The organism is Sorangium sp. So ce131, assembly GCF_051519095.1.
In the GTDB taxonomy this organism is placed as follows: Bacteria; Myxococcota_A; Polyangia; order Polyangiales; family Polyangiaceae; genus Sorangium.
This window is the reverse complement of sequence record NZ_CP150455.1, coordinates 10,550,695-10,576,858: the sequence shown is the minus strand read 5'-3', so window position 1 is coordinate 10,576,858 and position 26,164 is coordinate 10,550,695. Positions and strand designations below refer to the sequence as shown.

Genomic DNA, 26,164 nt, shown 5'->3' with positions numbered 1-26,164 from the left:
AATCCCGCTACTGGCCTCGCCAGGCAGGCAATATCGACAGCGGCCTGCGATCATTCATCGGATCCAGATCGCCGCCAGATCGAGCTCCACCGCATCGAACGGCTCGGCCCTCACCTTCGCGTCCTCTTCGTAGGTCTCGAGCAGCACCCACCGTCCGCCCTCGAGTCGGTACACCTCGAGGGTCCGCAGCAAGGGGCTGAGCAGCCAGACGTGCCCCACGCCTTCGCGCCGGTAGATCCGCATCTTCTTGCCCCGGTCGACGCGCTCGGTACGCGGCGAGATCACCTCGCATACCCAGTCCGGAGAAACGTCGTAGTGCGCCGGCGTGTCCTCGTCCCCGAGGGCGTCCGGCATGCGCTCCCGCTTCCACCCTGCAAGGTCAGGTACCACCTTATCGGGCCGCGGCCCGAGGTGGAGCTCCGGCTCATCCAGGAGCACCCAGCCGCCGGGCCCGCCGTCGCCGAGGTCGAAGGCGCTGCCGAGCTTCATCGTGAGGCGCGATGCGCTCCGCGTGTGGGGGCGGCCGGGCCGCGGAAAGGTGAAGAGCTCCCCGTCGAGGATCTCTGCCACCCTCTCGGGCGGCACCGCGTCGAATGCTGCCTCGACCTCCGGTGCGTTGCGATCAGAATCCAGGTTGCGCGGCAGCACGCCGGTGCTCATGACCGACCCTACCACGAGAGCGTGGTCCCAGCCGGGGCGAGCGCCTGTTCCCGCGCCGTACGAGGTCGTGCGCCTGGCTCACGATGCCGGGCCCCGGTGCGGACGCCGGCGCGCCGGCGGCCCGGTGCGGACGCCGGCGCGCCGGCGGTCGCCGGAGGGGGCGCGTGGTGCGGGTCGATCTCCAAGCGGTGCCCTCCGGGTCGGGTCCCGCGGTGGCTCGACGTGCTCCAGCGCCACGTGCCGCTGCCGCAAGCTTGCGGAGCTGCCGGCTGGGGCGGTGCGCTGGAGGCTCTCGGCTGGATGCGCAGGAGCGGGACGCCCCGCCGCAGGGGCGCTGCGCGCCGCGAGGACAACCTCGTGGACGGCGCCGTAGCGGCCGCTGGGGGTGACGAGGACGTGGGCGGTGAGCGGGACGTGCAGCTCCGCGGAGAGGTGGCGCAGCTCCAGGGTCATCGCTTCGTCCTCGCGGGTCGGCGTCGGGTCGCCGCTGGGGTGGTGATGGGCCAGCACGAAGCTGTGGGCTGCCATGTCCAGCGCCGTGCGCAGGACGGTCGCGCGGCCGACGTAGAGGGCGTCGTCGGAACCGCGGGCGAGCGGGCACCGAGCCGGACTATTGGCGCCCGCGCCAGGTGAAGGGCCGCCGCTTCTGATGTGCAATCGCGAGAATACGAAGGTGATCGTCGCGTACCCGGTACAGCACGCTGTAGGGAAATCGCCGCACGAGCCACCAGCGAACATCGTTCTCCACAGCACTCCCCGTGAGCGGTGACGCAGCCAGGGCATCGACTGCGCCTTGGACCTCGGCGACGAAGGCGTCACCAAGGCCAGGACGTGCCCGAGCGTCGTAGGCGGCGGCCTCGTTCAGTTCGACCTCAGCCAGATGGTGAACGATGACCGGCAGCGTCACCGGAGCCGCGCGCGGGCGTCACGAAAGACGTCCTCGGCCGGTCGCCCCCGGGACGGATCTGCGTCAAGCGCTGCGTCCCGGCGCGTCGCTTCCTCGGTCCAGAGGCGCCTGTGCTCCTCCTCGGAGAGCTCATCCAGGCTTGCCAGAAGCGTCTCTGCGAGGCGTGCGCGCTCCGCGACGGGCAGCTTCAGGGCTTCGGCTTCCAGCTCGGGAAGGTTCACGGGGGGATTGTACCGCGCGGCTCGGAGGCTGCCCAGGCGCGCTCCCCCATCGGCGAGGGGTTGCCGCGACGACGGCGACGGCGACGGCCGACGTTGACTGGCGTGGCGCAGGCACGGAGCGACCTGACCGAGCTCGGGCTAGCCAAGCCACGGTCGGTTGCTCCACGTGCTCCAGCGCCTCTGCGGCTGCCGGAGCTCCCGGCCGGGGTGGTGCGCGGGGAGGCTGGCGGCCGGATGCGCAGGGGCGGGACGCCCCGTCGCAGGGGCGCTGCGTCCGGCGAGGGCCTACTCGTGGACGGCGGCGTAGCGGCCGCTGGGCGTGACGATGACGTGGGCCTTGAGCGGGACGTGCAGTTCCTCGGAGAGGTGGCGCAGCTCCAGGGTCATCGCTTCGTCGTCGCGGGTCGGCGTCGGGTCACCGCTCGGGTGGTTGTGGGCCAGCACGAAGCTGTGGGCGGCCATGTCCAGCGCCGTGCGCAGGACGGTCGCGCGGCCGACGTAGAGGCCGTCGTCGATGCCGCGGGCGAGCAGGCGCGTTTCGCGGACGCGGCCGTGGGTGTCGAGCGCTGCGATCCAGAGCTCCTCGTGGACCAGGGAGGCGAGCCGCGGGCCGAAGTACCGCGCCACGCGGGCGGCGTCGGTGAGGAGCGCTCCGCGGCGCGCGCGGGCGGCGTGGTAGCGGCGGCCGAGCTCGAAGGCGGCGGCGAGCCGGGTCGCGTCGAACAGGGCGATCTGGGTGCGCTCGGCGAGCGCCGCGGGCGAGAGGCGGCCGAGCGAGGGGAGAGCGGCCGTGCCGAGGAGGCGCGGCCCGACGCCGGGCAGGCCGAGCACCATCTCGAGGAGGGCGGCCTCGGTCGCGGTCGGCAGCTCGGCCGCCGTCTCGGCGGGGGCGTCGACGGGGGCGCGGCTCATCGGGCTCATCGGGGCCACCTCCGAGAGCGGGTCAGGGCGCGGGCGAAGAGGCGGCGCGCGAGGCGGAGGCGGGTGGCGACCGTGGGGCGCGGGAGCGCGAGGGAGGCGGCGATCTCGAGCGAGGAAAGGCCGGTGGCGGCGAGCGACAGGAGCTCGCGCAGCTCGGGGCGGAGACGGTGGAAGGCGCGTAGCAGGCCGCGGGCGACGAGGCGGGCCTCGGGAGAGGGGGCGGCGAAGGCGGAGAGGCGGTCAGGGTCGACCGCGGGGAGCTCGTGGCGGCGGTGGGCCTTGTCGCGGTAGTGGGAGGCCTGCCGCGAGGCGATGCCGGCGAGCCAGCGGCGGAGGGCGTCGGCGGGAAGCGTGCCCTCTTGCTGTAAGCGGCCATGAACCAGGTTAAGCCGCTCAGGGCGCAGCATCAGGCGATCCCGTCGGACGGGAATAAGTCTTGATTACCACTTCACAGCGGTCGGGAGCGCCTTGCTCCCGCCTGAGGTTCCATCCCCGAGCTGCCCAGCGTCATTCTTGCCCCAACACATCGCGTTTCCGTCGGAGAGCCAGGCGCAGGTATGCCATAAACCCGATGCGACGCCCGCCACGTTCGCTGGATTTGAGATCGCCTCCGGCGTCGGCTGAGCCGTACCCACCTTGCCGTTGCCGAGCTGGCCTTCCGCATTGCTTCCCCAGCTGAACACGGTGCCATCCATTCGGAGCGCGTACGCGTGGAACCCGCCGAGTGCGAGCCGAGTGACCTGCGCGAGACCAGGTAGCAGGTTCGGCTCTGACCTCTCCTGCGTGGTGCCGTCCCCGAGCTGACCATAATCATTGGCGCCCCAGCACGACACGGCGCCGGTCTCCAGGAGCGCGCAGCTCGAGTAGGAGCCCGCCGCGATCTGCGTGACACCCGAGAGCCCCGGTACCGGTGCGGGCGTCAGCTTCTGGGCCCCCATCCCCGATGTCCCGTCGCCGAGCTGTCCCGAGTAACCTGTCCCCCAGCACATCGCGGTGCCCCCTACCAGCAGCGCGCAACTGTGGAAATCGCCGAGCGCCATTCCAGTCACGTTGGAGAGATTGGGGACCGACGTCACCGTGGGCGCATCGGCGGTAGAGCCGATCCCGAGCTCGCCACTGCTGTTGGCACCCCAGCATTTAACGCTCCCGTCCGTGAGCCAGGCGCAGGAGTGGGAGTGGCCGAGCGCGAGTCCACCGGCGTTCACGAGCCCGGGGACGTCCTGGGGCGTCGGGCTGCTCATGGGCACTCCATTGCCCAGCTTGAAGAAGCCGCCGTGTCCCCAGCATTTCGCTGTCCCGGCCGCGAGCCGAGCGCAAACGTGGTCCGTCCCTGACGCGATCTGAGCGACGTCCTTGAGCCCGGGCACCTCTGCCGGCGTGGCCCGAAGCGCACCCTGCCCGATCGTCCCGTCGCCGAGCTGACCATACTCGCTGCTGCCCCAGCACCGGACGGTACCATCGGTGAGACGCGCGCAGGTGTGGCTGGCCCCGAGGCTCATCTCCGCCACGAGCACACAGCCGCCGTTGCTGCAGCCGACGACGCACGTCGCCGGGGCCGACCAGTGCCCGCCGGCGTCACACACCTGGTGCGCATTTCCCTGGCACTGGGTGGCGCCCGGGACGCACTCGCCCATCATGCTGCCAGCGCTGCTGGTGTTGCCGCCGCTCCCGTCCCCGCCGCTCCCGCCTCCGCCACTGCCGAAATGACGGACCTCAGCGGTGCAGGCGGCGGTGAGGGTCAGGCCGGTGAGACACACCGCCGCGAGCGCCCACGGGGCCGGCCGGCCGCGGGCGGGTAGAGAGCGAATGGGAGCGGCATTTCGAGCACTCATGAGCGCTGCCTCCTTACCGTGCGTCCAGCTCGACGCAAGCATGCAGGCGATGCTATCACACCCGAGGCACCGGCGAGCATCGATGTCAACACGTCCGGTGCGGTCCGGTTTTGCTCATCATCAATACCCTCGCCCGCCACGCGCCTTCGCTGCCCCCTCTGGCATCGTACGGGCAGCAAGGGGGGACACGTGAGGTGGAGACCAGTCTGCCCGAGGGCTCGCTTCGCCGCGCGTTCTCGCCTCGTTACGCCTATACGTGGACGTACCGCAACATCCTTTCGCCATTCTGGGAGAAGACGCTCCGCGGCCGCTCCACCCACGAGCTCCTTGCCTTCCTCGAGCGCTCCTAGAGGACCGATCAGGTTGATTTTGTGATAATTCCGGGCGCTTCGATAGAAGGCTCGACCGTCTCGCCCGGGCCATGATCTCGTCCGCGTCCGGAGGTTCACGGATGGAACGATGGTCGCCGCCGGTGGAGCTGTCGCGGCAGGAGCAGGCGCTGATGAAGCGGCTGACACGCGTGAGAGCACTGTTCGGCTTTCTCAGGCTGCACCGGCACGAGCTGTTCGATGAGACGTTCCAGGAGCAGCTGGAGGGCATGTACCGGACGACGGGGGCAGGTGAGCCGCCGCATCCGCCGGCGCTGATGGGCATGGTCACGCTGCTCCAAGGCTATGTCGGCGCATCGGATGCCGAGGCGGTGGAGCTGGCTGTCGTTGACCTGCGCTGGCAGATGGTGCTCGGCTGCCTGGGTGCGGCCACGCCCCCGTTCTCGCAGGGCGCGCTGCAGGCGTTCCGAGAGCGGATGGTCGCGAACGAGATGGACCGGGTGTTGCTGGAGCGGACCGTGGCGCTCGTTCGGTCCGGCGCGATGACGGAGGGCGAGCGGCGTGCAGTGTCCAAAGCGCTGCGGGTGGCCATCGATAGCCGCCCTTTAGCGGGGGCCGGGCGGGTTGAAGACACGATCAACCTGCTCGGCCATGCTGCACGCAGCATCGTCCGCGTCGTGTCGAAGATCACGGAGCGTCCGCCCGAGGAGATCTGCCGCAAGGCGGGCATCCCGCTGCTTCTGGCTCCCAGCATCAAGGCCGGGCTCGACCTCGACTGGAGCGACCCGAAACAGAAGGCGGCGGCGATCCAGATCCTGGAGCGGCAGGTCTCGTCGTTGCAGCAGTGGGTCGACCGCCATTTGGACGACGTCGTCGAGCAGCCGCTTCGTATCTATCTGGATGCGGTCACACAGGTTCGAGACCAGGATTTGGAGACAGCCGAGGATGGGACCGTTCGCATCCGGCAAGGTGTTGCGCCTGACCGCCGTGTCTCCATTGAGGACGCCGAGATGCGCCACGGCCGCAAGAGCCGCTCGAAGCGATTCGACGGCTACAAGGAGCACATCGCGCGCGACCTTGACCTTCCCGTCATTGTCGCCTGCGCGGTCACGCCTGCGAATCGCCCAGAAGAAGAGGGGGCCGCACCGATCGCCGAGGACGTCCAGCATCAGCGGCTGCGCCTCGTCGAGCTCCACATTGATCGCGCCTACGTAAACAGTCCCGTCGTTGACGACGTGATCCGCGCGGGCGGCCAGGTGTTCTCGAAGCCTTGGGGCCAGCGGGCTCGAAGCCCCGATTTGTTCAGCAAGCGCGATTTCAAAATCGACCTGCGCGCCAAGACAATCACGTGTCCAGCGGGACAGGTCGAGGTGTTCGAGCCGGGCGACACGGTCGAGTTCGATCCCGAGGAGTGCGGCGCGTGCCCCCTCCGAGCCAAGTGCACGCAAGCTGCGTCGGGGCGAGGGCGGACCGTGTCCATCGCCGAGGACGAAGCTTTGCAGGGCAAGTTCCGGAAGTTGCAGCAGACCGGGCCAGGACGCGCCGTGCTCCGGCAGCGGACCGCTGTGGAGCATGCGCTTGCCCACATCGCGGCGCGCAAAGGACACAGCGCGCGCTACATCGGCGCCAGGAGAAACCTGTTCGACCTTCGGCGTGCCGCAGCGATCCAGAATCTCGAGGCGGCCCAGCGGCTGATCCAGGAGGTCGCGTAACCTATTGGAATCAGACGATTTTCAACATGTTCGGTGCTCTAGTTGCAGACATCCTAGAAGTGGTACGGCCACCAGGCTCAGTTACACCGCATCTCGCAGCCCAGGCCGGCCTGTTTACGCTACAGAAGCTTGTCAGCGAGCGCGGTCAACTTCTTGATACTCCTGGACTGGAATCAGCCATTTGGGGTCAGTCTCACACATCGGGATTACTCATGAAGCTCACATTACCAGTGTTTCAGGTTGTTGCATTATACGATTTGTGCAACGCGGTTGGTATCAACGCTGCCACGCTCTATCGCAGCGCGGATGGTGCTGCCCGAGCCACTAGGGAGCTGATCTTGGCGTCGGACGCGCGGCAGTGGCTCGTAGATCGCGGTGAGGCGTTTTGATCTCACGGTGAAAGGCGGCCCAACATGGAGTTGCACCTGACGGATCGACGTCGGTCGCTTCGCTCTCTCTGGCGCCCGCAGGTGAACGCCGATACGTTGTTGCGCGGGCGGAGCGGCGCGGGACGCCGGGGGGCGGCGACCCGCCTTCACATCGCCAAGGATCGGGGACATTTCGCCTGCCGCACAGGGATCGAGCATGCGGAAGACGGTGAGCTGCGCGGCGTTGTTGCTCCTCGCCGCCGTTTCTTCGGTCCATTGCGGCGGCACGGTCGGTCGTCGTTCACCACCGCCCGCGGAGCGTGCAGTTCTCCTGCATCGCGGACGCTCCCGCAACGGTTCGTCCGACGGCCCGCTCCTGGCGACTGCGATGCGCTATGAGGCTATCTTCGCCCACCCCCTCAGCGCACCACGAGCGCCGCGCCGAAGCACGCCGTCGCGACCAGCATGGTCACGATCGGCGGCGGCGGAAACGCGCGGACGGCGATGGCCAGCAGCGCCAGCGACACCGCCGCGTTCAGCGCCACGACAGCAGGGAGCGCGGCGAGGGCGGGCGCGGCGAGCACGCAGACGGCGCCGTGCAGCGCGAGCACCAGGCCCATGGCCACGCTGAACCCCCTGAAGAGGCCGAGCAGGTCGCGCGACAGCCCCATCATGCTCGTCCGGTGCGCCCGCATCGCGCCGAGGACCGCGGTCTCCGCGGCGGGCGTCGCGGGGCCCGCATGCCGTCCACAGGCCCCGGTCGCTGGACGGCCGGCGACCGGAGGCTGAGGACCGGCATCGTGCCGGGACGGAGAGGTCGCAGCGGCAGCGGTGCGTGAGCGCTCGTGAGGAACAGCTACTCCACGGTGGGCCCCAGCAGCGGCTGGCCGCCCGGTGCGCCCGGCTCCGTGCTCGCGCTGTCGCCGCCGCCGTTGCCGTCGCCACCGCCCGCGTTGTACTTCCCCAACCCCGCGTTTGCACCCGCCACCGCCCGCGCGAACAGCGACGGCGCGTCGCCCCGCCTCGCCCTCGTTCCAGCGCAGGTGCAACGCCGCGCGGCGGCAGGCGTCGCAGGCGTTCACCAGCCGCGCGAACGCCCGCGCACGCTGCACGGGCGGGAGCCACGGGCCATCGCGTTGGCAGCGCGCCGGGCAGCCTGAAGCGGCGCGGGCCGGTCCCCGTCGCCGGTCAACCTCGGTCGACTCCGGCGGCTTGTTGGCCGGGCCGGCCCACGGCAAGATCCGACCGGGGCCGAGGACGGACATGCTCACCACGATTTCGATGACCGGATTCCGCACGTTCGAGCACGTTGAATTCTCGAACCTCGGCAGGATCAACCTGCTGGTCGGTGAGAACGGCGCCGGAAAGACGAGCTTCCTTGAGGCCGTGCGCCTCCTGGGAACACGCGGGCACCCGGCGGCCCTGCTCGCCTCTGCAATAGAGCGCGGCGAGTACGATGTCTATGAAGATGACGCCGGCTCAAAGGAGCGGGTCGCCTTGCTGCACTTCGCCTTCCTTGGTCGGAAGGTGGATCAGATGGCGACGTTCGCCATCGACGCAGAGGACACATCCGGGCACCGCCAGCGGGTTTCCACACAGGTCTTCGATGCGGCCCCGCGGGATCCGGAGGCTCCGGTGTTCTTCGACCCCTCGGTGCCCGATCCCGAATCGCCAGCAGGCTTCGAAACACGCGGCATGTTCCCGGAGTGGGCGATGAGGGTGTACCTCGGCCCTGACCAGAAATCCAAGATCGAGGTCCCGCTTGCGTGGAGCCGCGGCACCGCGCATCGCCTGGGACTCACGGAGCCGCCCCCCGGCGCGTTGCTCCGTTCGGCGGCCAGGCTGCCGGTGTTTCTCCGATCGAACAGCCTCGACGACGCGATCCTGGCGCGCCTCTGGGACGACGTGGCGGCCACGCCCAACAAGGAAACCGTCATCCGATCGCTCCAGCGCATCGAGCCTTCGGTGCGCGACATCGACCTCCGCTCGGACCGCGACTTGCCGTTCCGGTCGCGCGTCGCGCTGCGGCTATCCAATGGCAAGGAGTCGAGGGCGCCGATCGGCTCGCTCGGCGAGGGCGTCACCTGGCTCTTCGCGCTGGCCCTCGGCGCCGCGGCGACGCCCTACAACCTGCTGCTCGTCGACGACATCGACGCCGGTCTCCACCACAGCGTGATGGACGACATGTGGACCATGGTCATCGACGCTGCCCGCGAGCGGAAGTTGCAGGTGTTCGCCACAACGCACAGCATCGATTGTCTCACCGCGCTCCGACGCGCGTGCGAGCGCGACGGGCTGCGCGGGCAAGATGTCCGCGTGGTGCGCCTCATCCGGGGCGGTGAGGTCGGCATCACCTTCACGGCCGACGAGCTGGCGACGGCCATCGAAGGAGAGGTGGAGGTGCGCGGGTGAGCGACCGCCCCGACAAGACCGCGCCCCATCGCCTCTATGTCGAGAAGGCCGACGACTTTCACGTCGTCTGCGCCCTCGTACGAAAGAGCGGCGTCGGGCGACCCAGCGGCACCGGTGTCGATGGGTTCACCTTCCCCGCCGCCCCTTGGCAGAGCTGGAAGCGCTCGTTCCGAACGGTGGTAGACTGCCCTGAGGAGGATTCCGATGGAGTACCTAAAGCTGGGCCGGACCGGACTGGACGTATCGAGGATCTGCTTGGGCTGCATGGGTTTCGGCGTTCCCCAGCCGGGATTCCACCCATGGGTCCTCAGCGAAGAAGAATCCCGGAAGGTGATCCGCCAGGCCCTCGACCTGGGGATCAACTTCTTCGACACTGCCAACGTCTACAGCGCCGGCACCAGCGAGGAATTTGTCGGTCGGGCCCTGAAGGACCTGGCCCAACGTGACCAGATCGTACTGGCCACCAAGGTCCACGGCCGGATGCACGAAGGCCCTAACGGCGCTGGCCTGTCCCGCAAGGCCATCCTCAGCGAGGTGGACAAGAGCCTCAAGCGGCTCGGGACCGACTACATCGATCTCTACCAGATCCACCGCTGGGACTACGGTACGCCCATCGAAGAGACCATGGAAGCCCTCCACGACGTCGTGAGGGCCGGCAAGGTCCGCTATCTCGGCGCCTCGGCCATGCGGGCCTACCAGTTCCTCAAGGCGCTGAACACCGCCGACCGTCACGGCTGGACCCGGTTCGTCTCGATGCAGAACCACCTCAACCTGATCTACCGTGAGGAGGAACGGGAGATGCTGCCCCTGTGCCAAGAGGAGGGGATCGGCGTCATCCCCTACAGCCCCCTCGCGGGCGGACGGCTGACCCGCGACTGGAGCGAGACGACCGCCCGAGAACAGAGCGACCAGGTGCTCCACCAGAAGTACGACGCGTCCGCCGATGCCGACCGACCCATCGTCGAGCGGCTGGCCGACCTCGCCGCCCGCCGCGGTGTCCCCCGGGCGCAGATCGGCCTGGCCTGGCTTCTCCAGAAGGCCCCCGTCACGGCGCCGATCGTCGGCGCGACCAGGAGCGCTCACCTGGACGACGCCGTGGCCGCGCTGTCGGTCAAGCTGAGCGCCGAGGAGGTCGCCTCCCTCGAGGAGCCCTACGTGCCCCACCGGATCGTCGGGTACCAGTGAGGAGCCCACGTCGGCCACGTCCCCGGAGGCGCCGCGCCGAAGGGACCGCACTCACGCCCCAGCCTGCGGGCCGCCGCCTCGCGATGGCGGCGCGGTCCGCCGGAACCTGAACGAGCGATGCCGCAACGGTTCGTCCGACGGCCCGCTCGTGGCGGCTGCGATGGGCGATGGGCTCTCTTCGCCCGCCCGCTCAGCGCACCACGAGCGCCGCGCCGAAGCACGCCGTCGCGACCAGCATGGTCACGATCGGCGGCGGCGGAAACGCGCGGACGGCGATGGCCAGCAGCGCCAGCGACACCGCCGCGTTCAGCGCCACGACAGCAGGGAGCGCGGCGAGGGCGGGCGCGGCGAGCACGCAGACGGCGCCGTGCAGCGCCAGCACCAGGCCCATGGCCACGCTGAACCCCCTGAAGAGGCCGAGCAGGTCGCGCGACAGCCCCATCATGGTCATGCGGTGCGCCCGCATCGCGCCGAGGACCGCGGTTGCCGCGGCGGGCCGCGCGGGGCGAGCGACCAGCAGCGCGTTGAGCGCGAGGTGCCCGATCCCGGTGACGACCCACGCCCACGCGCCCACCTGAAACAGCACCTGTGCACGGCTACTCATGACAGCCCTCGTTTCTTTGCCGCCGGTCCCTGGCGGGTGCGCTCCACATGCTGCCGTTTGGATCTGGAGCACGGCCCTCTAGATTTCAATACGGCACCGGATGGGCTCCCGAGATCCTCTCGTCTGAGGGGGCGCGCCGGTCATCCAGGGGACGCGGGTCACGCTCCGCACGCTGCTCGCCAGCCTGTCGGACGGCGACTCGATCGACGACATCCTCACCGCGGGCGAGGGCGGCGCCTGAACGCAATCTCATGATGCCGCTGTCCTCGCGGCCATGCAGACCGCCTGCTCGCTCGTCGGTTGGGGTGGCCGAATGAGCGTTGCCTGGTCTGCCGCGGGCCTGTACGATCCGCGAGCTTCATCCCCGAGGCCTGTGCATGAAACCGAGCGTCTACGTGGAAACCAGCATCGTCAGCTACCTGACTGCCAGGCCGAGCCGCGATCTGGTGCGAGCGGCGCATCAAGAGGTGACCGGCGAGTGGTGGGCAGGGCGCGACGCCTACGACTTGTACATCTCGCAGCTCGTGGTCGACGAAGCTTCGGCGGGCGACCCCGGTGCGGCAGCGCTGCGGCTCCAGGCGCTCGGCGACCTGCCGCTGCTGGAGCTCACGCCGGAGGCTGTCGGTCTCGCCCGGCAGCTCCTTCGCGCCGCCGCCCTCCCGTCCAAGGCAGCCGGCGATGCAGTTCATATCGCGCTCTCCGCGGCGCACGGCATGCGCTACCTGCTCACCTGGAACTGCGCGCACATCGCCAACGCCACGATGCGCCCCAAGATCGAGGAGATCTGCCGAGCTGGTGGCTTCGAGCCTCCGATTATCTGCACGCCTCTGGAGCTCGTGGAGGAGTAACATCATGCGCTATTCCGATTCCATCATCGACGAGGTCCGTGCTACCCGCGACGCCATCGCCAAGGAGCACGACTATGATGTTGATAAGCTCGCCGAGGCGCTCAAGGCGCGTGAGGCCAATAGCGGGCGGAAGGTCGTACGGCTGCCGCCGCGCGAGGTGACGGTCGTTCGCAAAGCCTCGTGACGAGGCGATGCCCGGCGCCCCCCTTGGACGCCGCGCCGCACACGCCGAGCCCGCCCCTCGGGCCGCCGCCTCCGCCGCCGCCCTGGCCCGGCGTGCCCCGGCCCCCGTCCCCGGCCCAGTCCGCTTCCCAGCCGGCCTCGCTGATCCTGCTCGTTCCGGCGGTCGTCGTGTCTGCTGCCCTCGTCTATGGTCACCGGGAGCAACCGTCGATCGCGATGCCTCTTGTCTGCTTCGCTGCTGTATGGCCCCTGTTGCTGCGGATGTACCAGCTGAGGAGCACGCGCTGTTCCGTGATCGCGACGGCGATCGCGGGTCTCGTCACCATGGCCATCCCCGTCGCCTTCCATGCTGCCGGAGAGGAGACCTCGGCCTGGTTTCGTCTGGGTGGCTACGCCGTCTGGCCCGGCGCCGTGCTGTCGGCATGGTTGCTCCTCACCGACCGCCCCTGTCCCGGGTGCCGCAGGGCTCGCGGCGGGTCGAGAAATTCCCGAGCAACGATGCGGGCATCAGGACGGGCGCCCACGTCCCTCGGGTGCGGACTTGCAAGCTGTGCGGCCATGAGGAAGTGGATTTTGTCAGCGAGTGACGCCGACGCGCCGGGGGCGCTCGTTCCTCGTGGGCCCGGCGCCTCGCCGGCGGAGCGCGACGCGTGACCGCTCGTCCCCTGCGCGTAGCGGCGTCAGAGACCATGGATGTGTAGACAGGTCATCGACATGGCGTCGCTCACCGTCGATCAGGTCATCGAGGTGACCGGCCTCGCCGCGCAGTACGAGCAGACCTACGAGGTCGCGCCGCGCCTGGCCGGAGACCTCGTCGTGCAGTGAAGCAGGACGTGCCTTGTCACCACGTGCCCTGAAGGAAGACCCCCGCCCGCTCTGCCGTCATCACCGGCACGACGCGGACGCCCTGGCGGGCCGGCTCGCTCGCCATGGACGACGGCTCCGCGAGGAACGCGGCCACCGTCACGGCCGCGAAGACGCCGCCCGCCACCAGCGTCCCCACCCCGAGCTCGCGGAACAGGTCCCGCGCCTCGGCGGTGTCGCGGAGCTCGGTGCAGGCCAGCGGCGCGTCCGCCCCCCCGCACGCGAACGGGTCCCACCCCCCGCGGCGGAGCGCGGCCTGCTGCGCGGCGAGGTCGTCGCGGAGGACGCCGGACCGCAGGAGGAAGACCGTGCCGGCCGCCACCGCCGCCGTCGTGAGCGCCACCCCGCCGATGCGCAGCTCCGTCAGCGGGAAGGTCGACCCCGCCGGAGGCGCAGCCGGAGCCGCCGAGAGCGGCGCAGCAGCGGCCGCCTCCGGCGCGCGCGCGGCGCGCTCCGGGAGGCGCGGCAGCTTGAGGGCGATCGGGTGCGTCTGGCCAGCCTCGGCGGTGAACGAGCGCTCCGCCTCCTCGTGCCCCTCGAGCCGCGCCCGCGCGGTGTGCTCCCCCGGCTCCACGAACACCTCGTGGACCGGCTCCGGCGGGGAGAGCGCCTGCCCGTCGATCAGGACCTCGGCGCCCGGCGGATTGGTCGTCACGTAGACCGTCGCCACGCGCTTCGCGGCGCGCTGCAGGCCATCATCGACCTGGCCGCGGAGCCATCCGCTGATCACGCCCCGGTGCTGGAGGCACTGCGCCAGGTGGGTTGCCGCGTCCCGATGCCGCCCCAGCGTGAGCTCGACCAGCCCGAGCTCCCCGGCGATCGTCGCCCGCTCCGCGTCGGTCGTCCACGCCCCCTGCGCGGCCTCCAGCGCCCGCTCGTAGGTCGCCGCGGCCGCCACCTGCCGCCCGGCCGCCTGCGCCTGCCTGGCGCGGCGCAGCAGCCCCGCCGTCATCGACGCCGCGCGCACGTCCGGATCGTCGTAGGGCTCGTCCGCGCTCGCCGTATTCCCGACACCAGCGACGGACATCGCGAGAGCACATGGCAGCAGCCAGGAGATCAAGCGAGGCACGCACGCTGAGATACTTGCTGCGGCGATCCCAAGTCAATTGGCAGATTCGTCACCCCACCGTCCCGTAGGCCTGCGTCCACGCCCGCGCTCCACCCGACCGTGTGATCCGCGCCCGCACATGCGGTTCGCCGCCGCGGAGGCGGCAGGTCGCGCGGCCGGTCGCGCGCCGCGTCGGCTCAGCCGTCGTCGCCGCCCTTCCCGAGCCAGCCCTTGCGGCGGTAGTAGGCGAGCAGGCCGATGCTGCTCGCCAGCATCAGGCACCAGACGAGCGGGTAGCCATGATACCAGTTGAGCTCCGGCATGTTGTACGGCGAGCTCTCGTGGTGGACCATCCCAGGGCCGCCCGTGTCCGCCCCGCGCCGTCCCGGCGGACGTCGCTCCCGACGACGATCCCACAGACGATGAGTGAGCTGCGTCGACGCGACATGCGCGTGGCGTGGACCCCGGGTCACGTGAGCGTTCGCCCGGCCGTCGACCCGGGCAGCGTGGGGCGGGGAGCATCTCGGCCTTGCAGGCCGCGGCGTCGGGTGGGATCCTAGGGGTGCACCGGCGGCGCGTGAGGCAGCATGGGATCGTTCAACCTCGAAATATCGAACGATATCCTCGACGAGGCACGCATTCCGCCAGCCGAGCGGGAGGCCGTGCTCAAGCGGGAGCTGGCCGTGCAGCTGTACGCTCGCGAGCTCTTGCCCAAGGCCGCCGCTCGCCGGCTGTCGGGGATGGATCGGGTTGCCTTCGACGACCTCCTCGGGCAGCGCGGGATCCCGTCACGGCTCACGGTCGAGGACTTCGATGAGGATCTCGCCGACCTCGCTGCGTTCCGGCGAGCCGCGGGCAGTGGCGGGCTCCCATGACGACGCCGCTGGTGGTGACGAACAACACGCCCGTGTCGCACCTCCTCCGGATCGGACAGCTTCCATTGCTCGAGCTTCTGTTCGGGCGCGTGCTCGTTCCCGCCCAGGTGGTCGACGAACTCGATCGAGGCCAGCATGTCCTCGGCGCTTGGCGTGAGGCGCCAGGTGCCGATGCGTTGGTTGTGGCCGCGCCGCTCGATGGGCCTTTTCTGCGGCAGCTCCTCGTGCAGCAGAGCTGCCCAACGAGCCAATGCTGCCGACGGTCCGGCCAGCGGCGCGAAGCGCGCTGCCCGGACCGTCGGCAGATTGGCAGGACGTATCTGCCGACTTCCCTGGTCGAGGCGCTTGTGCAGCTCGGTCACGACGCGGCCTCGGTGAGGCGGGTCCCGCTCGTGACCCGGCTGAGCTGGCGGTAAGCTCCCTGCACCATGAGCGACGTCGAGGATGTCCTGGTCGCAGCGCTGCGTCTGTCGGCGGAGGACCGAGCGGCCGTGGCGGCCACGCTGATCCAGAGCCTCGACGCGCCCGAGCAGACGACCGAGGAGGTCGAGGCTGCGTGGGCCGAGGAGATCCAGCAACGTCTCGCCGACGTCGACGCCGGGGTCGTCACGCCAGTCCCCTGGCCGGAAGCCCGACGCCGCATCCTGGCGGCTGCAAACGGCCGTCGTGAAGCTCGTTGAGGTCCTGCCAGCCGCACTTGCGGAAGCCGAGGAGGCTGCGGCGTGGTACGCGGAACGGGATCCACGCGTGGCGGAACGGTTCGCCGACGAGATCGAGGCGGCATTGACCCGAATTGCGGAGGCGCCGGACCGCTGACCCTCTTACCGATACGGGACGCGTCGGGTGCGGTTGACACGATTTCCCTATCTCGTCGTGTACCGAGACGAGCCAACGCGCATTCTTGTCGTGGCCATCGCACACGCGAAGCAGAGGCCGGGCTACTGGAGAAAGAGGTAATTCCGACGGCCCGCTCGTGGCGACTGCGACGGGCTATCGGCAATCTTCGCCCGCACGCTCAGCGCACCACGAGCGCCGCGCCGAAGCACGTCGTCGCGACCAGCATGGTCACGATCGGCGGCGGCGGAAACGCGCGGACGGCGAGGACCAGCAGCGCCAGCGACACCGCCGCGTTCAGCGCCACGACAGCAGGCAGCGCGGCGAGGGCGGGCGCGGCGAGCACGCAGACGGCGCCGTGCAGCGCCAGCACCAGGCCCATGGCCACGCTGAACCCCCTGAAGAGGCCGAGCAGGTCGCGCGACAGCCCCATCATGGACATCCGGTGCGCCCGCATCGCGCCGAGGAGCGCGGTCTTCGCGGGCGTCGCGGGGCGACGTAGCAGCAGCGCGTTGAGCGCGAGGTGCCCGAGCCCGGTGACGACCCACGCCCACGCGCCCACCTGAAACAGCACCTGTGCACGGCTACTCATGACAGCCCTCGTTTCTTTGCCGCCGGTCCCTGGCGGGTGCGCTCCACACGCTGCCGTTTGGATCTAGAGCACGGCCCTGGAGATCTCAATACGGCACTTGCCGGCCCGCGGCGCGGCGCTGCGGGGCGGCTTCGATGCGGGTGGGCACAGCTCTCCGTCAAACAAAGGACCGGCAGGGGTCCGAGACGGCTCACGGATCGTCTCGGTTCGCTCCTGTGAGCCGTCCCGGGGCGGAGGCGGTCCCTTGGGGTCGACCGGGACGCGCCGTCCCCTCCCCCGCCATGTACCAGCGGCATCAGCGGTGTGACAATGACCGACACCCGCTACAGCAACATCGGGAAGTGCATTCGAAGGAGATATGGAATGGATCGATTCCTTGGCTTCATCATGATGGCGGCGTCGAGCATCGCCATGGTCGGTTGCGGCAGCAGCGGCAGTGATGCCGACAGCGGCGACAGCGGTGCCGGCACGGGCATCGGTGGCGGCGGCGACAACGGTGCCGGCAGCGGCGGCAACGGCGCCGGTACGGGCAACGGCGCCGGCACGGGCAACGGCGCCGGCACGGGCGTCGGTGGCGGCACGGGCGTCGGTGCCGGCACGGGCGTCGGTGGCGGCGGCACATCCTCGCTGGACACGGACACCGGCTGCTCCGGCGTGTTCAACCCCGATCAGGTGCTGGAGTACGCCATCACGATGGCGCCCGACGATTACGCCGCCATCCTCGCCGACACCACGTTCTCGCTCTCCCTCCCCGGGGAATTCAGCTGCAACGGCGGTGCGCCCATGCAAGTCGCCATCGAGCGCAAGCGCTCGGGAGGCGCCACGAAGGTGGGCCTCAAGGTCGAGCTGGATTCGACGGTCGCCGGGCAATCCTTCTACGGCTTGAAGAAGCTGGGGTTCGACAACGGCACGAGCTCCGGCTCCAATCAGGACGATGCCACGCCGCGCGACGTGATCGCGGAGTATCTCGGCTGGCGCTTCATGCGCGCAGCGGGCGTCATGGCCAGCCGCAGCGCGCTGGCCAAGATCAGCATCAACGGCGGCCCGGCGATGGTGTACGTGCATATCGAACAGGTCGACAAACGTTTCCTTCAGGATCGGCTGGGCGAAAACGGCGGCTGGCTCTACAAGAAGTCCGGCGGCGACGGCGATGGCTTGAAGACGCACGAGAACGACGGCGTCGAGAACCCGCACGAGGCCTGGTACTGCTTCCTGCAGAAGGGCGGCTGTGCCAGCCCTGACGACGCCACGCTGGCCGAGCAGCTACCCACGCGCGCGGACATCCCGCAGATGCATCGCCTGGGCGCCGTCAACGCCATCATCGGCAACACGGACGGCCTCCTCTACAAGGACAACAACTACTACCATTACGATTCCATCGACGGGAAGCGCACCTACATCCCCTGGGATCTCGACACCACCATGTCGGCCTCGGTGGACATCATCAACGACAGCGTGCCCGGCGGCACCACCGCCTTTACCGACGCGTTCTTCAGCCACTGGGAGGCGGACTACCTCGCCATCGTCCAGCAAATCCTCGACGAAAAGATCACAGCGTCCTTCGTGGAGGCCGAGCTCAACCGCGTCCTCAGCGTCGCCGCCGCGGCCATCGACGCCGACCCCGCCCTCGCCGACGGCGCCGCCGACGCGGTTTCCACCCTGAGCGCCTGGTGGCAGGATCGCCTCCCGGAACTACAGCAACAACTCAGGTGAGCGCCGGGGCACGCAGCTCTCCCCCCACCCCAGCGCTGCGCAGTTCAGCGCGCGCCCGCCGACCTGGCAGGCCTCGCGAGCCGCCGGAGCCAGCGCGCCGCGCGTTTTGTCACGAGGTTTCGAGCATCGATGTTTATCGAGCCGTGCTACGAATGGGAATGGCACGGTGCCCGAAGGAGAAGGAGTACAGCATGGATCTCAGGGCATGGTGCGCGGCGCTCTGCGCAGGGATGATGGGTCTCGCCGGGTGCGGCGGGTACTCCGGGAGCGGCCAGGACATGGGCTCGCCTGGCGCCTCGGGCGGCGGATTCACCGGCGGGGGAGCCTCGGGGCAGGGCGGCGACACCTTCGGCGGGCAGGGAGGCGGCCTCCTCGGCGCCGGCGTCGGCGGAGCGAACGGCGGGATAGGAAGCCACGGCGAGGGCAGCACGGGTTGCGAGCACATCGATGTCGTGTTCGCGGTCGACAACTCCAGGAGCATGCACGAAGAGAAGGAATCGCTAAGGGAAATCGTGTTCCCGGCCTTCGCGCAGGCGCTGCTCGACATCGAGGGCCTCACGGACTTCCGCGCGGCCGTGCTGGACGCCTGCCCCCTTCCCGCGAATTTCCATACACGCGGCGCCTCCACGGGAGACTGCTCGTTCCAGAGCGGAAAGCCGTGGATGGATAGCTCGAGCACAAACATCACGGGCGAGTTCGGGTGCGCCGCAGATATCTACTCGGGCGACGCCCAGTGCAGCGGCGAGGACGACGACGAGCAGCCGGTGTCCGCGATCGCCGCCTCGCTGGAGGCGCCGTTCTCGACCGGCGACAACGCGGGCTTCCTCCGGCAGGACGCATTGCTCGTGGTGGTGGCGATCACCGACGAGGACGAGCAGCCCGTGCCGTCCCAGCCGCCGCAAGCGCTGCACGACCGGATCGTCGCCGCGAAGGGTGACGCCAAGAACGTCGTGTTCCTCGGCATCGGCGGGCGGAGCGCCTGCGAGGGGGCCTACGGGAGCGCGGAGCAGGCCAACACCCTGCAGGCGATCGCGGACACGTTCACCGCCGACGAGCGCGGCTTCTTCTGGGATCTGTGCGAAGGACGCCTCGAGGACGGCCTCACGAACGCCCTCACGGCGATCCGGGATGCATGCACGGAGTTCGTGCCGGTCCCGAACTGAAGCGATGCCCACCGGGGAGACGCGCCCTCGATCAAGGTCGAAATCACAGCCAGGCTCGTCGGCGGCCCGCCCCTCGGGCCGCCGCCGCCGCCCTGGCCCGGCGTGCCCCGGCCCCCGTCGCCGGCCTCGACGACCCTGCGGCCGGTCTGCGGGGGAGCGATGGGAGCGGAGCGGGCTGAGTGCCGAGAAGTTCGCGCGGCGCGCGGGCGGCGCGGCGCGGGGCCCTCTGCCGCGGCGGTCGTCGGCGCCGAGGGCGCGGCCGAGGCGACGGGCGAGCACCGCCGCCTGCGCCGTTCAGCCTGGGGGCAGCCGCGTCAGCTCATGAATGGAAGAGATCGCCTCGAACCCCAGCCGCCCGTACATCTCTTTCGGCCAGTCGTCCGCGATGGCGTTGATAAAGATGATCCGGTGAGCGCTCTGCTGAGCGGCCTCGACCGCCGTCCGCACCACGGCCTGCGCGTAGCCCCGTCCGCGGTACTCCTCCAGCGTCGCCACCTCCTCGATCTGGGCCACCGCGCCGCCCTCGTAGAGGTCGCAGGAGCTCACGACGCGCCCATCCATGATGACGCCGAAGTGGCGCAGGCGCGCCGCCCGGCGTACGAGGAGGTTGCGGTCGACGAGCTGCCGCACCACCTCGGCGCCCTTCTCATGCTTGAGGCGCCGCACCGTCTCCTCGACCATCGGACGGACGGTGCTCCAGTCGAGCTCGCGGACGAGCTTCGCGCCGGCGCGCGCGGCGGGCAGCGCCCGATGCACCATGACCAGGTCCCGCCGCGCGACCCACCCCATGGCCACGAAGTCGGGAGCCAGCCGGAGACCGGTGCGTTCGTCCTCGACGGTGATGCTGCGGTGCGCATGCCCTGCGGCGCCGAGAAGATCGTCGCAGATCGCGGCGAGATCCATCGCCCGCACCTCGTCCCCCGCCGCCTCCAGCCGAAGCCGGTTGTGGCTGAACGAGAGGCGGAATTCATCGTTGAACAGCGCGGTTCCGCCCGGGAACCGCTCCAGGCGGGTGGAGGCCCGGTCCTGGAGCAGCCGACGGAATGAAATCACCTGCGCGAGCTCGGTGCTCATGCCCCGCTTATGGCACATCGATGAGCGCGCGCCCACGCTCAAATCACCTGCTCGCCTGCGCGAGCTCGGTGCTCATGTCCCGCGCATAGCACATGCATGAGTCAGAGATACCACGACACAATCGCTGGCCTGCACGCACGCCTTGCTCACCGAGTTCCGAACGGGCTCGGCGGGGGATGAGCTTCAGGCAGGTCTTCGTGAGCTTGGACTCGTCCATCAAGCATCATCGGTCTCAAACCGTCGACAAAACTCCGTCCTCGTCGCCGCGCGATTTCCCTTCCAAGTGCGGTCGGCAGAAGGAGTCCCACCAGGCTATGAGCACCGCTTGGTCACCGCCGAGTTCGATGATCTGGTTGTTTGCGGCCTATACTTCCCGAACAAGAGGAGCAAGGCGCCGCTCTTCGACTGGCTCCTCGGCAGGACCGAACTCCTCAACAGGCGGGCGCTGCTCTTCGGAGACTTCAACACGGGTCTCCATCATCTCGACGAACACGGGGAGACCTTCTTTTGCGCTGACCGGTTCGCCGGGTTACTGGAGCAGGGGTGGGTGGACTTGTGGAGGGAGAGGAATCCAGAAGCCCGTGAGTTCTCTTGGTTCAGCGGCGTCGGCAATGGCTTCCGAATCGACCATGCTTTTGGATCTCCTCAGTTAACCAAGACAGTTCGTTGCGTCTCCTACTCGCACGAGGTGCGAATCCGCAGAGTTTCGGACCACTCCGCGATGTTCCTGGAACTGGATTGAGCTACCCAAGACGCCACTGCTGCTGACTGCGCTTCGCGCAGCGGCAGACCGGTAGGTTGGCACCGCGGAGGAGCGCATGACCGCCGTACGCATCGAACCGTCGGGCCTCGTAGAACTCGCAGCGGAGCCGTTTTCACTTGAAGAGCAGCTCGAGGATGCTGTCGCGTCATTCCCCAGCGCACCACGAGCTTCGACGTCGGCGCCCGCGCCAGATCGAGTGGCCGGAGGGTGAGCATGGCGCGGGCGAGGCGTCATGTGCGGCGGGCGGTCGGGACCTCGTAGGCGAACGAGCCGCGCTCGTCGAGGTGGTAGGCGGAGACGTCACGGTCGATCTTCCGCCCGCCGGCGCTCGTGAACATGCGCCGGGGAAAGACGCGCACGCGGGCCTGCGCGGCGCCGGGGAGCAGCTCGAAGCGGCCGGCGCTGAAGCCATGGAGGCGGGTCACGCCGCGGCCGCCGGGGCCGTCGTGCTCCTCGAGACCGAAGAGGGAGGCGCCCTGCAGGGCGTGACGCGCGTGGCCGCCGCCGTGGGCGGTCGAGGTGGCCGTGCCCTCGTGCATGTGGCCGAAGAAGTGGGCGGCGAAGCGACCGGCCGGGTCGACCTCCTGGCGGAAGTCCTGGCGTGCCTGCGGGTGGAGCCACTCGGGCGGGTGGTGGGTGAGCAGCAGGTTGATGTGGTGGCGCTGCAACCACTCGGGGGCGTACTCGTCGCAGACGACGTGGAGCTGGCGCGGGTCCACGGCGAGGCGCTCCTGGTAGTCGCCGCCGGTGAGCTGCAGGAAGGCCGAGTTGAGACCGATGACGCCGAGCTCAAGGCCGTGGAGCGACAGCGAGTACGAGCTGTCGCCCGGCAGGAGACCGATCTTCCGGCGGTCGCGGACGTGCCACCGGCAGGAATCGACCCACGCGGTGTAGGGCCTGAAGATCTGCGCGAGGCGCTCGCGGTAGCCGAGGCTGTCGTTCGCGTCGAACACCCGGTCGCGCAGGCGCGCGTTGGCGTGCCACTGCGAGAGGGCGAGCACGTACGGATCGAGATCGCTGGGGCGCTTCAGGTCGTGGTTGCCAGGCACGGTGATCAGCCGCGGCTGCGAGCCGAGCTGGTCGAAGCGCCGCCACAGCCGGTCGAGGGTCGCGTCGAGCTTCCCGAACTCGTCGCGGCTGCCTTGCTGGGTCAGGTCCCCGGTGAACAGCACGAGGTCCCACGGGCCGCACAGGTCGTGCAGGCGCGCGAGGTCGTCGAACAGCGCGGCCATGACGTTCGGCCACAGCCAGCTCGCGCCGCTCATGCCCTGGTGGAGGTCGGTGAGGTGCAGCCAGCCGAGCGAGGCGGGCCTCGCGGGCGCGGACGGCGCTGGCCGCGGGGCGCTCGGGTCCTTCTCGGGAGGGCTGCTCGAGCGCGACAGCTCGGCCGAGGCGTCGAGATCCCGGACGGCCATGCCAGCGGTCGTCGCGTCGCGTCCGGCGGTCGGCCGCGCGGGCTCCGGCGCGGGGGGCGCGGCCGGGGATCCTTCGAGCTCGACCGCGTCCGAGTCCGCGGCTTCTCCGGCGAGCTCGGCCCCCTGCCAGAGCAGCACGTCGGCGCCGTGGGGCGAGATCGCGTGCTCCTCGAGCAGCTTGCGGACGCGTGCGCTGTAGTCGAGGTACCCGCTCGGCCTGCCGAGCGCGACGGGCGGGCCGCCGTCGATCGCGGCGAGCCCCCGCGCCATCGTCTCGGTCGCCGGCGGGAAGCGCATGGGATCCCGGGCGTGCAGGATCATCGATGGGAACAGCCAGCCGCCGCCCGGCAGGCCGCGCCCGCGGCGGAGCGCGACCAGGTGCTCGGCGAGCCAGGCGTCGTCGGCTCGCCACAAAGAAGGCACCGCCGCGTTCACGCCGTCGAGCGCGGCGACCAGCAGCTTCGCGTTGTGGCCGATCAGGCCGGTGGCGAAGCGATTGTTCACGTCGCGGCCGTCGACGTGGTCGGCGTTGAAGAGCTGGAGCAGCCGCCGGAGGCCGGTCTCGTCGAGCTGCCCGAGGGAGCCCTCGATCAGCATCCTCGCTCGCGCGAGCGCGTCCTCCCGCCGGGCGATGCGGTCCGGGTGCAGCCGGGCCCGCGTCTGGCGCAACACCTGTTGGCGATCGAGCATATAGGCGGCGACTATACCCCGGCGCGGCTCCCGTCGGCCGCATCGCGCGAACGGGCGTCGCCCTGGCCGGGCGAGGCCCTCTGAGCGATCATGCCCTCGTGGAAGCCCTGCTCGCGCAGGCGGTGAAGGTCGCGCAGGCCGCCAGCTTCGCCCTCGCGTCTCCGTCGATCATCACAGGAAAGGGCGTGGTGGGCACGGTGGCCGGGCGCACGGTCGCGCCCGCTCACGCCCGCGCCTTCCGTCCCTCGCTGTGCCCGTAGGCCGCCACGAAGCCGTCCACCAGGTTCTCGAGGAACGGCTGCATCGGCAGCGGCCGGCAGGTGGTGCCCGAGAGCCCGTGCTGGTGGATGAGCGCCACGAGCAGCGGCGACAGGAACGCGAGCGCGGCCGTGCGCACCGACAGCTCGTCCTCGGGATCGAGGCGCGCCTCGCCGCGGCGCGCGTGCACGCGCAGGCGCTCCTCCATCGCGCGCACCGTCGGCTCGAGCACCCCGTCCAGGTAGCCGGGGCCGGCGACCGCGTCGAAGAGCCCCGCCGCCATCCCGGCCGAGAAGAGCTGCCCGACCCCCGTCGGCACCCACACCGCCGCGAGGCCCGACCCGAGCCCGAGCAGCGACTCCCGCAGGCCGAGATCGCCGGGCTCCGCCACCGTCGCGATGTACTGCGCCGCGCTCGTGCGCACCGTCCGCAGCGCCTCGGCCACCGCGCCCGATCGATCGCCGAAGTAGTGCTTGAGCGTCGGGATCGAGACCTCCGCCTCGCGCGCGAGCTCGTGCAGGCTCACCTGCGCCCCGCGCCGCACCACCGCCCCGAGCACCTTGCGCGCGATCACCTCCCGCGTCGCTTCGTAGTCCTGGTTCCGAGCCCCGGCCCGCCTGCCCATCGCCCTCCATTCTGCCCGCTTGACTTCGAAAAATATAATATCACACTCGTGATAACAAACGAGGTGCCCCATGTTCGAAGGCTTCGCGAACGTCTGGACCCCGGTCGCGCTGGCGGCCGACCTCCGTGCGGACCGGCCCCTCGCCGTGCAGGTGGCCGGCACCCCGCTCGTCCTCCTGCGCGACAGGGAGGGCAAACCGTCTGCGCTCCTCGACCGCTGCCCTCACCGCGGCGTCGCCCTCTCGCTCGGCCACGTGAAGGACGGGTGCCTCGAGTGCCCCTTCCACGGCTGGCAGATCGAGGCGTCCGGCCAGGTCTGCCACGTCCCGTGGAACCCCGACGCGAAGCTCTCGACCCTCCGCGGCGTCGCCTTCCCGGCGCGCGAGCTCGCCGGCCAGATCTGGGTCTACACGGCGCCGATCGACCGTCCCGCCACCGAGCCCGAAGCGCACGAGGCGCTCTTCCGCCCGGGCGTCCGCATCTCCGGCTTCCAGATCGAGTGGGCCACCCACTGGACGCGCGCCATGGAGAACATGCTCGACTGGCCCCACCTGCCCTTCGTCCACCGCAAGACCATCGGCAAGAGCATGGCAGGCCGCAGCGACGCGCGAATGGACATCGCCTGGGAAGAGCGCCCCTGGGGCGCGCACACCCACGTTCGCATCGACGGCAAGCCCGAGGCCGGCTCGCTCGATTTCCGCTGGCCCAACCAGATGAACCTGCACATCCCGATCCCGAACAAGCGCATGATGATGCTCGTCGCCTGCGTCCCCATCGATGGTCGGCGCACCCGCATGCTCATGACCATGGCCCGCGATTTCCTGACGAGCCCTCTCTTCGACTTCTTCTTCCACCGCATGAACGCGCGCATCGCCTTCGAGGATCGCGCCATCGTCGAGTCCTCCTTCCCGGCCGAGATCCCCCCGGCTGGCGAGGAGCGCTCGGTCCGCACCGACGCCCCCACGCTGTTCTTCCGCAAGCGCTACTTCGCCGAGCTGAAGGGCACCTCGAGCGCCACCGACGACGAGCGTGATCACGCGCGCGACGCGAAGGAACGCCGGGCGCCGCTCATTGACCCGGGCCGGCTGCGGCGGAGCGCGTGATCACCACCTTCCCCCGCGCGCGCCGGCTCTCGACGTAACGGACCGCCTCCGGTGCCCTGCTCAACGGATAACACCGATCGATCACCGGCCTGACCCTGCCCCCTTCGATCAGCGCCGTCAGGGCGACGAGATCCGCGGCATTCGGGCGCGCGGCGTGCATCTTCATCGCTTTCGACCCGGACCATGGTCCCAGGAGCGCGACCCGCAGCAAGGCCCCCGTGGTCCCTCCGACGAACAGGTACGTGCCGCCCTCGCGGAGCGCGCGTCGGTAATCGGAGACCGGACGGTACGCTGCCGCGTCCAGGATCAGGTCGTACTCGTGTCCGCTCCGGGTGACGTCGACGCGCGTGTAATCGACGACGTGATCGGCGCCCAGCGAGCGCACCAGATCCAGGTTCCCGGCGCTGCACACCCCCGTCACCTCCGCGCCGAGGGCCTTCGCGATCTGAACGGCGAACGTCCCCACGCCTCCGGAGGCGCCGTTGACGAGCACCCTCTGCCCGGCCCGGACCCGTCCGCGGTCGCGGAGCGCCTGGAGCGCCGTCACCGCCGCCATGGGGACCGCCGCCGCCTCCTCGAAGCTCACGTTCGACGGCTTCGGGGCCAGCGCCTCCTCCGAGGTGCAGACGTATTCCGCAAAGGCGCCCCACCCGTGCGCGGAGAGGTCCCCGAACACCTCGTCCCCCGGCCGGAACCGGGTCACGTTCTTTCCCACCGCCTCCACCCGACCGGCGATGTCGGCGCCGGGCACCCGGCGCTTCGGCGCGAAGAGCCCGAAGCCGGCAAGCCGAAGGAAGAACGGATCCGCCCGCATCAGGTGCCAGTCGGCCGCGTTCACCGACGCCGCCTCGATCCGCACGAGCACGCCGTCGTCGCCGAGCGCCGGCATGGGGATCTCCTCGAGCCGCAGGGTGTCGGCCGAGCCGTAGTCGTCCTGAACAATCGCCTTCATCACCTTCTCCCGGG

29 protein-coding genes and 4 pseudogenes are annotated in these 26,164 nt (G+C 70.0%); 17 read left to right on the top strand and 16 right to left on the bottom strand.

Going from position 1 to position 26,164, the window contains the following annotated elements; genetic code table 11:
• Nucleotides 1-54: 54 nt before the first annotated feature.
• The 7 genes and pseudogenes from WMF43_RS38445 to WMF43_RS38415 form a co-directional block, all read right to left on the bottom strand.
• Nucleotides 55-660 carry a Uma2 family endonuclease gene (locus WMF43_RS38445; protein ID WP_437672582.1) on the bottom strand — a complete coding sequence of 202 codons (606 nt, stop codon included), beginning with the start codon at nt 658-660 and terminating at the stop codon, nt 55-57.
• Between the two features lie 354 nt (nt 661-1,014).
• Nucleotides 1,015-1,254: pseudogene (locus tag WMF43_RS38440) on the bottom strand (JAB domain-containing protein); the annotation flags it as partial.
• Between the two features lie 16 nt (nt 1,255-1,270).
• Nucleotides 1,271-1,567 carry a type II toxin-antitoxin system RelE/ParE family toxin gene (locus WMF43_RS38435; protein WP_437672580.1) on the bottom strand — a complete coding sequence of 99 codons (297 nt, stop codon included), beginning with the start codon at nt 1,565-1,567 and terminating at the stop codon, nt 1,271-1,273.
• Complete coding sequence (locus WMF43_RS38430; protein WP_437672578.1) at nt 1,564-1,788, bottom strand: addiction module protein; 225 nt, start codon at nt 1,786-1,788, stop codon at nt 1,564-1,566. The genes WMF43_RS38435 and WMF43_RS38430 overlap by 4 nt, the downstream gene beginning before the upstream one ends.
• A 285-nt stretch (nt 1,789-2,073) precedes the next feature.
• A complete protein-coding gene (locus WMF43_RS38425; protein ID WP_437684176.1) occupies nt 2,074-2,700 on the bottom strand; it encodes a JAB domain-containing protein in 627 nt (208 codons plus the stop codon).
• A 5-nt stretch (nt 2,701-2,705) separates the two neighbouring features.
• Nucleotides 2,706-3,116, bottom strand: a complete 411-nt coding sequence (locus WMF43_RS38420) for an RNA polymerase sigma factor (protein ID WP_437672576.1) — start codon at nt 3,114-3,116, stop codon at nt 2,706-2,708.
• A gap of 33 nt (nt 3,117-3,149) precedes the next feature.
• The gene (locus tag WMF43_RS38415) at nt 3,150-4,541 is read right to left on the bottom strand and encodes an RCC1 domain-containing protein (protein WP_437672574.1); all 1,392 of its coding nucleotides are present in this window, start codon (nt 4,539-4,541) and stop codon (nt 3,150-3,152) included.
• 194 nt (nt 4,542-4,735) lie between these two features.
• On the opposite strand from WMF43_RS38415, the gene WMF43_RS38410 reads away from it, so the two are divergent.
• Together WMF43_RS38410 and WMF43_RS38405 are read left to right on the top strand one after the other, a co-directional pair.
• The gene (locus tag WMF43_RS38410) at nt 4,736-4,891 is read left to right on the top strand and encodes a hypothetical protein (RefSeq protein ID WP_437672572.1); all 156 of its coding nucleotides are present in this window, start codon (nt 4,736-4,738) and stop codon (nt 4,889-4,891) included.
• Nucleotides 4,892-4,992: 101 nt separating this feature from the next.
• A complete protein-coding gene (locus tag WMF43_RS38405) occupies nt 4,993-6,582 on the top strand; it encodes an IS1182 family transposase (protein WP_437672570.1) in 1,590 nt (529 codons plus the stop codon).
• A 787-nt stretch (nt 6,583-7,369) separates the two neighbouring features.
• Here WMF43_RS38405 and WMF43_RS38400 read toward each other — a convergent pair.
• Nucleotides 7,370-7,669: pseudogene (locus WMF43_RS38400) on the bottom strand (LIC_13387 family protein); the annotation flags it as partial.
• 544 nt (nt 7,670-8,213) lie between these two features.
• Here WMF43_RS38400 and WMF43_RS38395 point away from each other — a divergent pair.
• Entirely contained in the window at nt 8,214-9,362 is a 1,149-nt protein-coding gene (locus tag WMF43_RS38395; RefSeq protein WP_437672568.1) for an AAA family ATPase, read from the top strand.
• Nucleotides 9,363-9,566: 204 nt separating this feature from the next.
• Nucleotides 9,567-10,547: an aldo/keto reductase gene (locus tag WMF43_RS38390; protein ID WP_437672566.1), complete on the top strand. Its 981-nt coding sequence runs from the start codon at nt 9,567-9,569 to the stop codon at nt 10,545-10,547.
• Between the two features lie 190 nt (nt 10,548-10,737).
• Here WMF43_RS38390 and WMF43_RS38385 read toward each other — a convergent pair whose 3' ends face one another.
• Complete coding sequence (locus WMF43_RS38385) at nt 10,738-11,151, bottom strand: LIC_13387 family protein (RefSeq protein WP_437672564.1); 414 nt, start codon at nt 11,149-11,151, stop codon at nt 10,738-10,740.
• A 139-nt stretch (nt 11,152-11,290) separates the two neighbouring features.
• On the opposite strand from WMF43_RS38385, the pseudogene WMF43_RS38380 reads away from it, so the two are divergent.
• From WMF43_RS38380 to WMF43_RS38365, 4 genes and pseudogenes are all read left to right on the top strand, one after another.
• Nucleotides 11,291-11,392, top strand: a pseudogene (locus WMF43_RS38380) (DUF433 domain-containing protein); the annotation flags it as partial.
• Between the two features lie 136 nt (nt 11,393-11,528).
• A complete protein-coding gene (locus WMF43_RS38375) occupies nt 11,529-11,999 on the top strand; it encodes a type II toxin-antitoxin system VapC family toxin (protein WP_437672563.1) in 471 nt (156 codons plus the stop codon).
• A gap of 4 nt (nt 12,000-12,003) precedes the next feature.
• Nucleotides 12,004-12,183 carry a hypothetical protein gene (locus tag WMF43_RS38370; RefSeq protein ID WP_061626030.1) on the top strand — a complete coding sequence of 60 codons (180 nt, stop codon included), beginning with the start codon at nt 12,004-12,006 and terminating at the stop codon, nt 12,181-12,183.
• Between the two features lie 692 nt (nt 12,184-12,875).
• The gene (locus tag WMF43_RS38365; RefSeq protein ID WP_437672561.1) at nt 12,876-13,007 is read left to right on the top strand and encodes a hypothetical protein; all 132 of its coding nucleotides are present in this window, start codon (nt 12,876-12,878) and stop codon (nt 13,005-13,007) included.
• 16 nt (nt 13,008-13,023) lie between these two features.
• Here WMF43_RS38365 and WMF43_RS38360 read toward each other — a convergent pair whose 3' ends face one another.
• Nucleotides 13,024-14,073: a PEGA domain-containing protein gene (locus WMF43_RS38360; RefSeq protein WP_437672559.1), complete on the bottom strand. Its 1,050-nt coding sequence runs from the start codon at nt 14,071-14,073 to the stop codon at nt 13,024-13,026.
• 218 nt (nt 14,074-14,291) lie between these two features.
• The gene (locus tag WMF43_RS38355; RefSeq protein ID WP_437672558.1) at nt 14,292-14,447 is read right to left on the bottom strand and encodes a hypothetical protein; all 156 of its coding nucleotides are present in this window, start codon (nt 14,445-14,447) and stop codon (nt 14,292-14,294) included.
• Nucleotides 14,448-14,681: 234 nt separating this feature from the next.
• Here WMF43_RS38355 and WMF43_RS38350 point away from each other — a divergent pair, with 234 nt between their 5' ends.
• The 4 genes and pseudogenes from WMF43_RS38350 (at nt 14,682) to WMF43_RS38335 (ending at nt 15,926) form a co-directional block, all read left to right on the top strand.
• A complete protein-coding gene (locus tag WMF43_RS38350) occupies nt 14,682-14,969 on the top strand; it encodes a UPF0175 family protein (RefSeq protein WP_437672556.1) in 288 nt (95 codons plus the stop codon).
• On the top strand, nt 14,966-15,385 hold the full coding sequence (locus WMF43_RS38345) for a hypothetical protein (protein ID WP_437672554.1): 420 nt from the start codon (nt 14,966-14,968) through the stop codon (nt 15,383-15,385). Before WMF43_RS38350 ends, WMF43_RS38345 begins: the two co-directional genes overlap by 4 nt.
• Before the next feature lie 12 nt (nt 15,386-15,397).
• Nucleotides 15,398-15,649, top strand: a complete 252-nt coding sequence (locus WMF43_RS38340) for an addiction module protein (RefSeq protein WP_437672552.1) — start codon at nt 15,398-15,400, stop codon at nt 15,647-15,649.
• A pseudogene (locus WMF43_RS38335) lies at nt 15,636-15,926 on the top strand (type II toxin-antitoxin system RelE/ParE family toxin). The gene WMF43_RS38340 and the pseudogene WMF43_RS38335 overlap by 14 nt, the downstream one beginning before the upstream one ends.
• 58 nt (nt 15,927-15,984) lie before the next feature.
• Here the strand turns inward: WMF43_RS38335 and WMF43_RS38330 are convergent.
• On the bottom strand, nt 15,985-16,395 hold the full coding sequence (locus WMF43_RS38330; protein WP_437672551.1) for an LIC_13387 family protein: 411 nt from the start codon (nt 16,393-16,395) through the stop codon (nt 15,985-15,987).
• A 363-nt stretch (nt 16,396-16,758) separates the two neighbouring features.
• On the opposite strand from WMF43_RS38330, the gene WMF43_RS38325 reads away from it, so the two are divergent.
• Nucleotides 16,759-18,108, top strand: coding sequence for a CotH kinase family protein (locus WMF43_RS38325; protein WP_437672549.1), 1,350 nt, complete (start codon nt 16,759-16,761; stop codon nt 18,106-18,108).
• A 191-nt stretch (nt 18,109-18,299) separates the two neighbouring features.
• Nucleotides 18,300-19,271, top strand: coding sequence for a hypothetical protein (locus WMF43_RS38320; protein ID WP_437672547.1), 972 nt, complete (start codon nt 18,300-18,302; stop codon nt 19,269-19,271).
• 294 nt (nt 19,272-19,565) lie between these two features.
• On the opposite strand, the gene WMF43_RS38315 is transcribed toward WMF43_RS38320, so the two are convergent.
• Nucleotides 19,566-20,345, bottom strand: coding sequence for a GNAT family N-acetyltransferase (locus tag WMF43_RS38315; RefSeq protein ID WP_437672545.1), 780 nt, complete (start codon nt 20,343-20,345; stop codon nt 19,566-19,568).
• Nucleotides 20,346-20,487: 142 nt separating this feature from the next.
• Here WMF43_RS38315 and WMF43_RS38310 point away from each other — a divergent pair, with 142 nt between their 5' ends.
• On the top strand, nt 20,488-21,087 hold the full coding sequence (locus tag WMF43_RS38310; protein WP_437672543.1) for an endonuclease/exonuclease/phosphatase family protein: 600 nt from the start codon (nt 20,488-20,490) through the stop codon (nt 21,085-21,087).
• A 251-nt stretch (nt 21,088-21,338) separates the two neighbouring features.
• Here the strand turns inward: WMF43_RS38310 and WMF43_RS38305 are convergent, their stop codons facing one another.
• Nucleotides 21,339-23,213: a metallophosphoesterase family protein gene (locus WMF43_RS38305; protein WP_437672542.1), complete on the bottom strand. Its 1,875-nt coding sequence runs from the start codon at nt 23,211-23,213 to the stop codon at nt 21,339-21,341.
• A 98-nt stretch (nt 23,214-23,311) separates the two neighbouring features.
• Between WMF43_RS38305 and WMF43_RS38300 the strand changes: the two genes are divergently transcribed.
• Nucleotides 23,312-23,473: a hypothetical protein gene (locus WMF43_RS38300; RefSeq protein ID WP_437672540.1), complete on the top strand. Its 162-nt coding sequence runs from the start codon at nt 23,312-23,314 to the stop codon at nt 23,471-23,473.
• On the opposite strand, the gene WMF43_RS38295 is transcribed toward WMF43_RS38300, so the two are convergent.
• A complete protein-coding gene (locus WMF43_RS38295; protein WP_437672538.1) occupies nt 23,437-24,096 on the bottom strand; it encodes a hypothetical protein in 660 nt (219 codons plus the stop codon). The two genes, WMF43_RS38300 and WMF43_RS38295, sit on opposite strands and share 37 nt — an antisense overlap.
• 70 nt (nt 24,097-24,166) lie before the next feature.
• Here WMF43_RS38295 and WMF43_RS38290 point away from each other — a divergent pair, with 70 nt between their 5' ends.
• Nucleotides 24,167-25,198 carry a Rieske 2Fe-2S domain-containing protein gene (locus WMF43_RS38290; RefSeq protein WP_437672536.1) on the top strand — a complete coding sequence of 344 codons (1,032 nt, stop codon included), beginning with the start codon at nt 24,167-24,169 and terminating at the stop codon, nt 25,196-25,198.
• On the opposite strand, the gene WMF43_RS38285 is transcribed toward WMF43_RS38290, so the two are convergent.
• Nucleotides 25,164-26,150 carry an NAD(P)-dependent alcohol dehydrogenase gene (locus WMF43_RS38285; protein WP_437672534.1) on the bottom strand — a complete coding sequence of 329 codons (987 nt, stop codon included), beginning with the start codon at nt 26,148-26,150 and terminating at the stop codon, nt 25,164-25,166. The two genes, WMF43_RS38290 and WMF43_RS38285, sit on opposite strands and share 35 nt — an antisense overlap.
• Nucleotides 26,151-26,164: the final 14 nt, after the last annotated feature.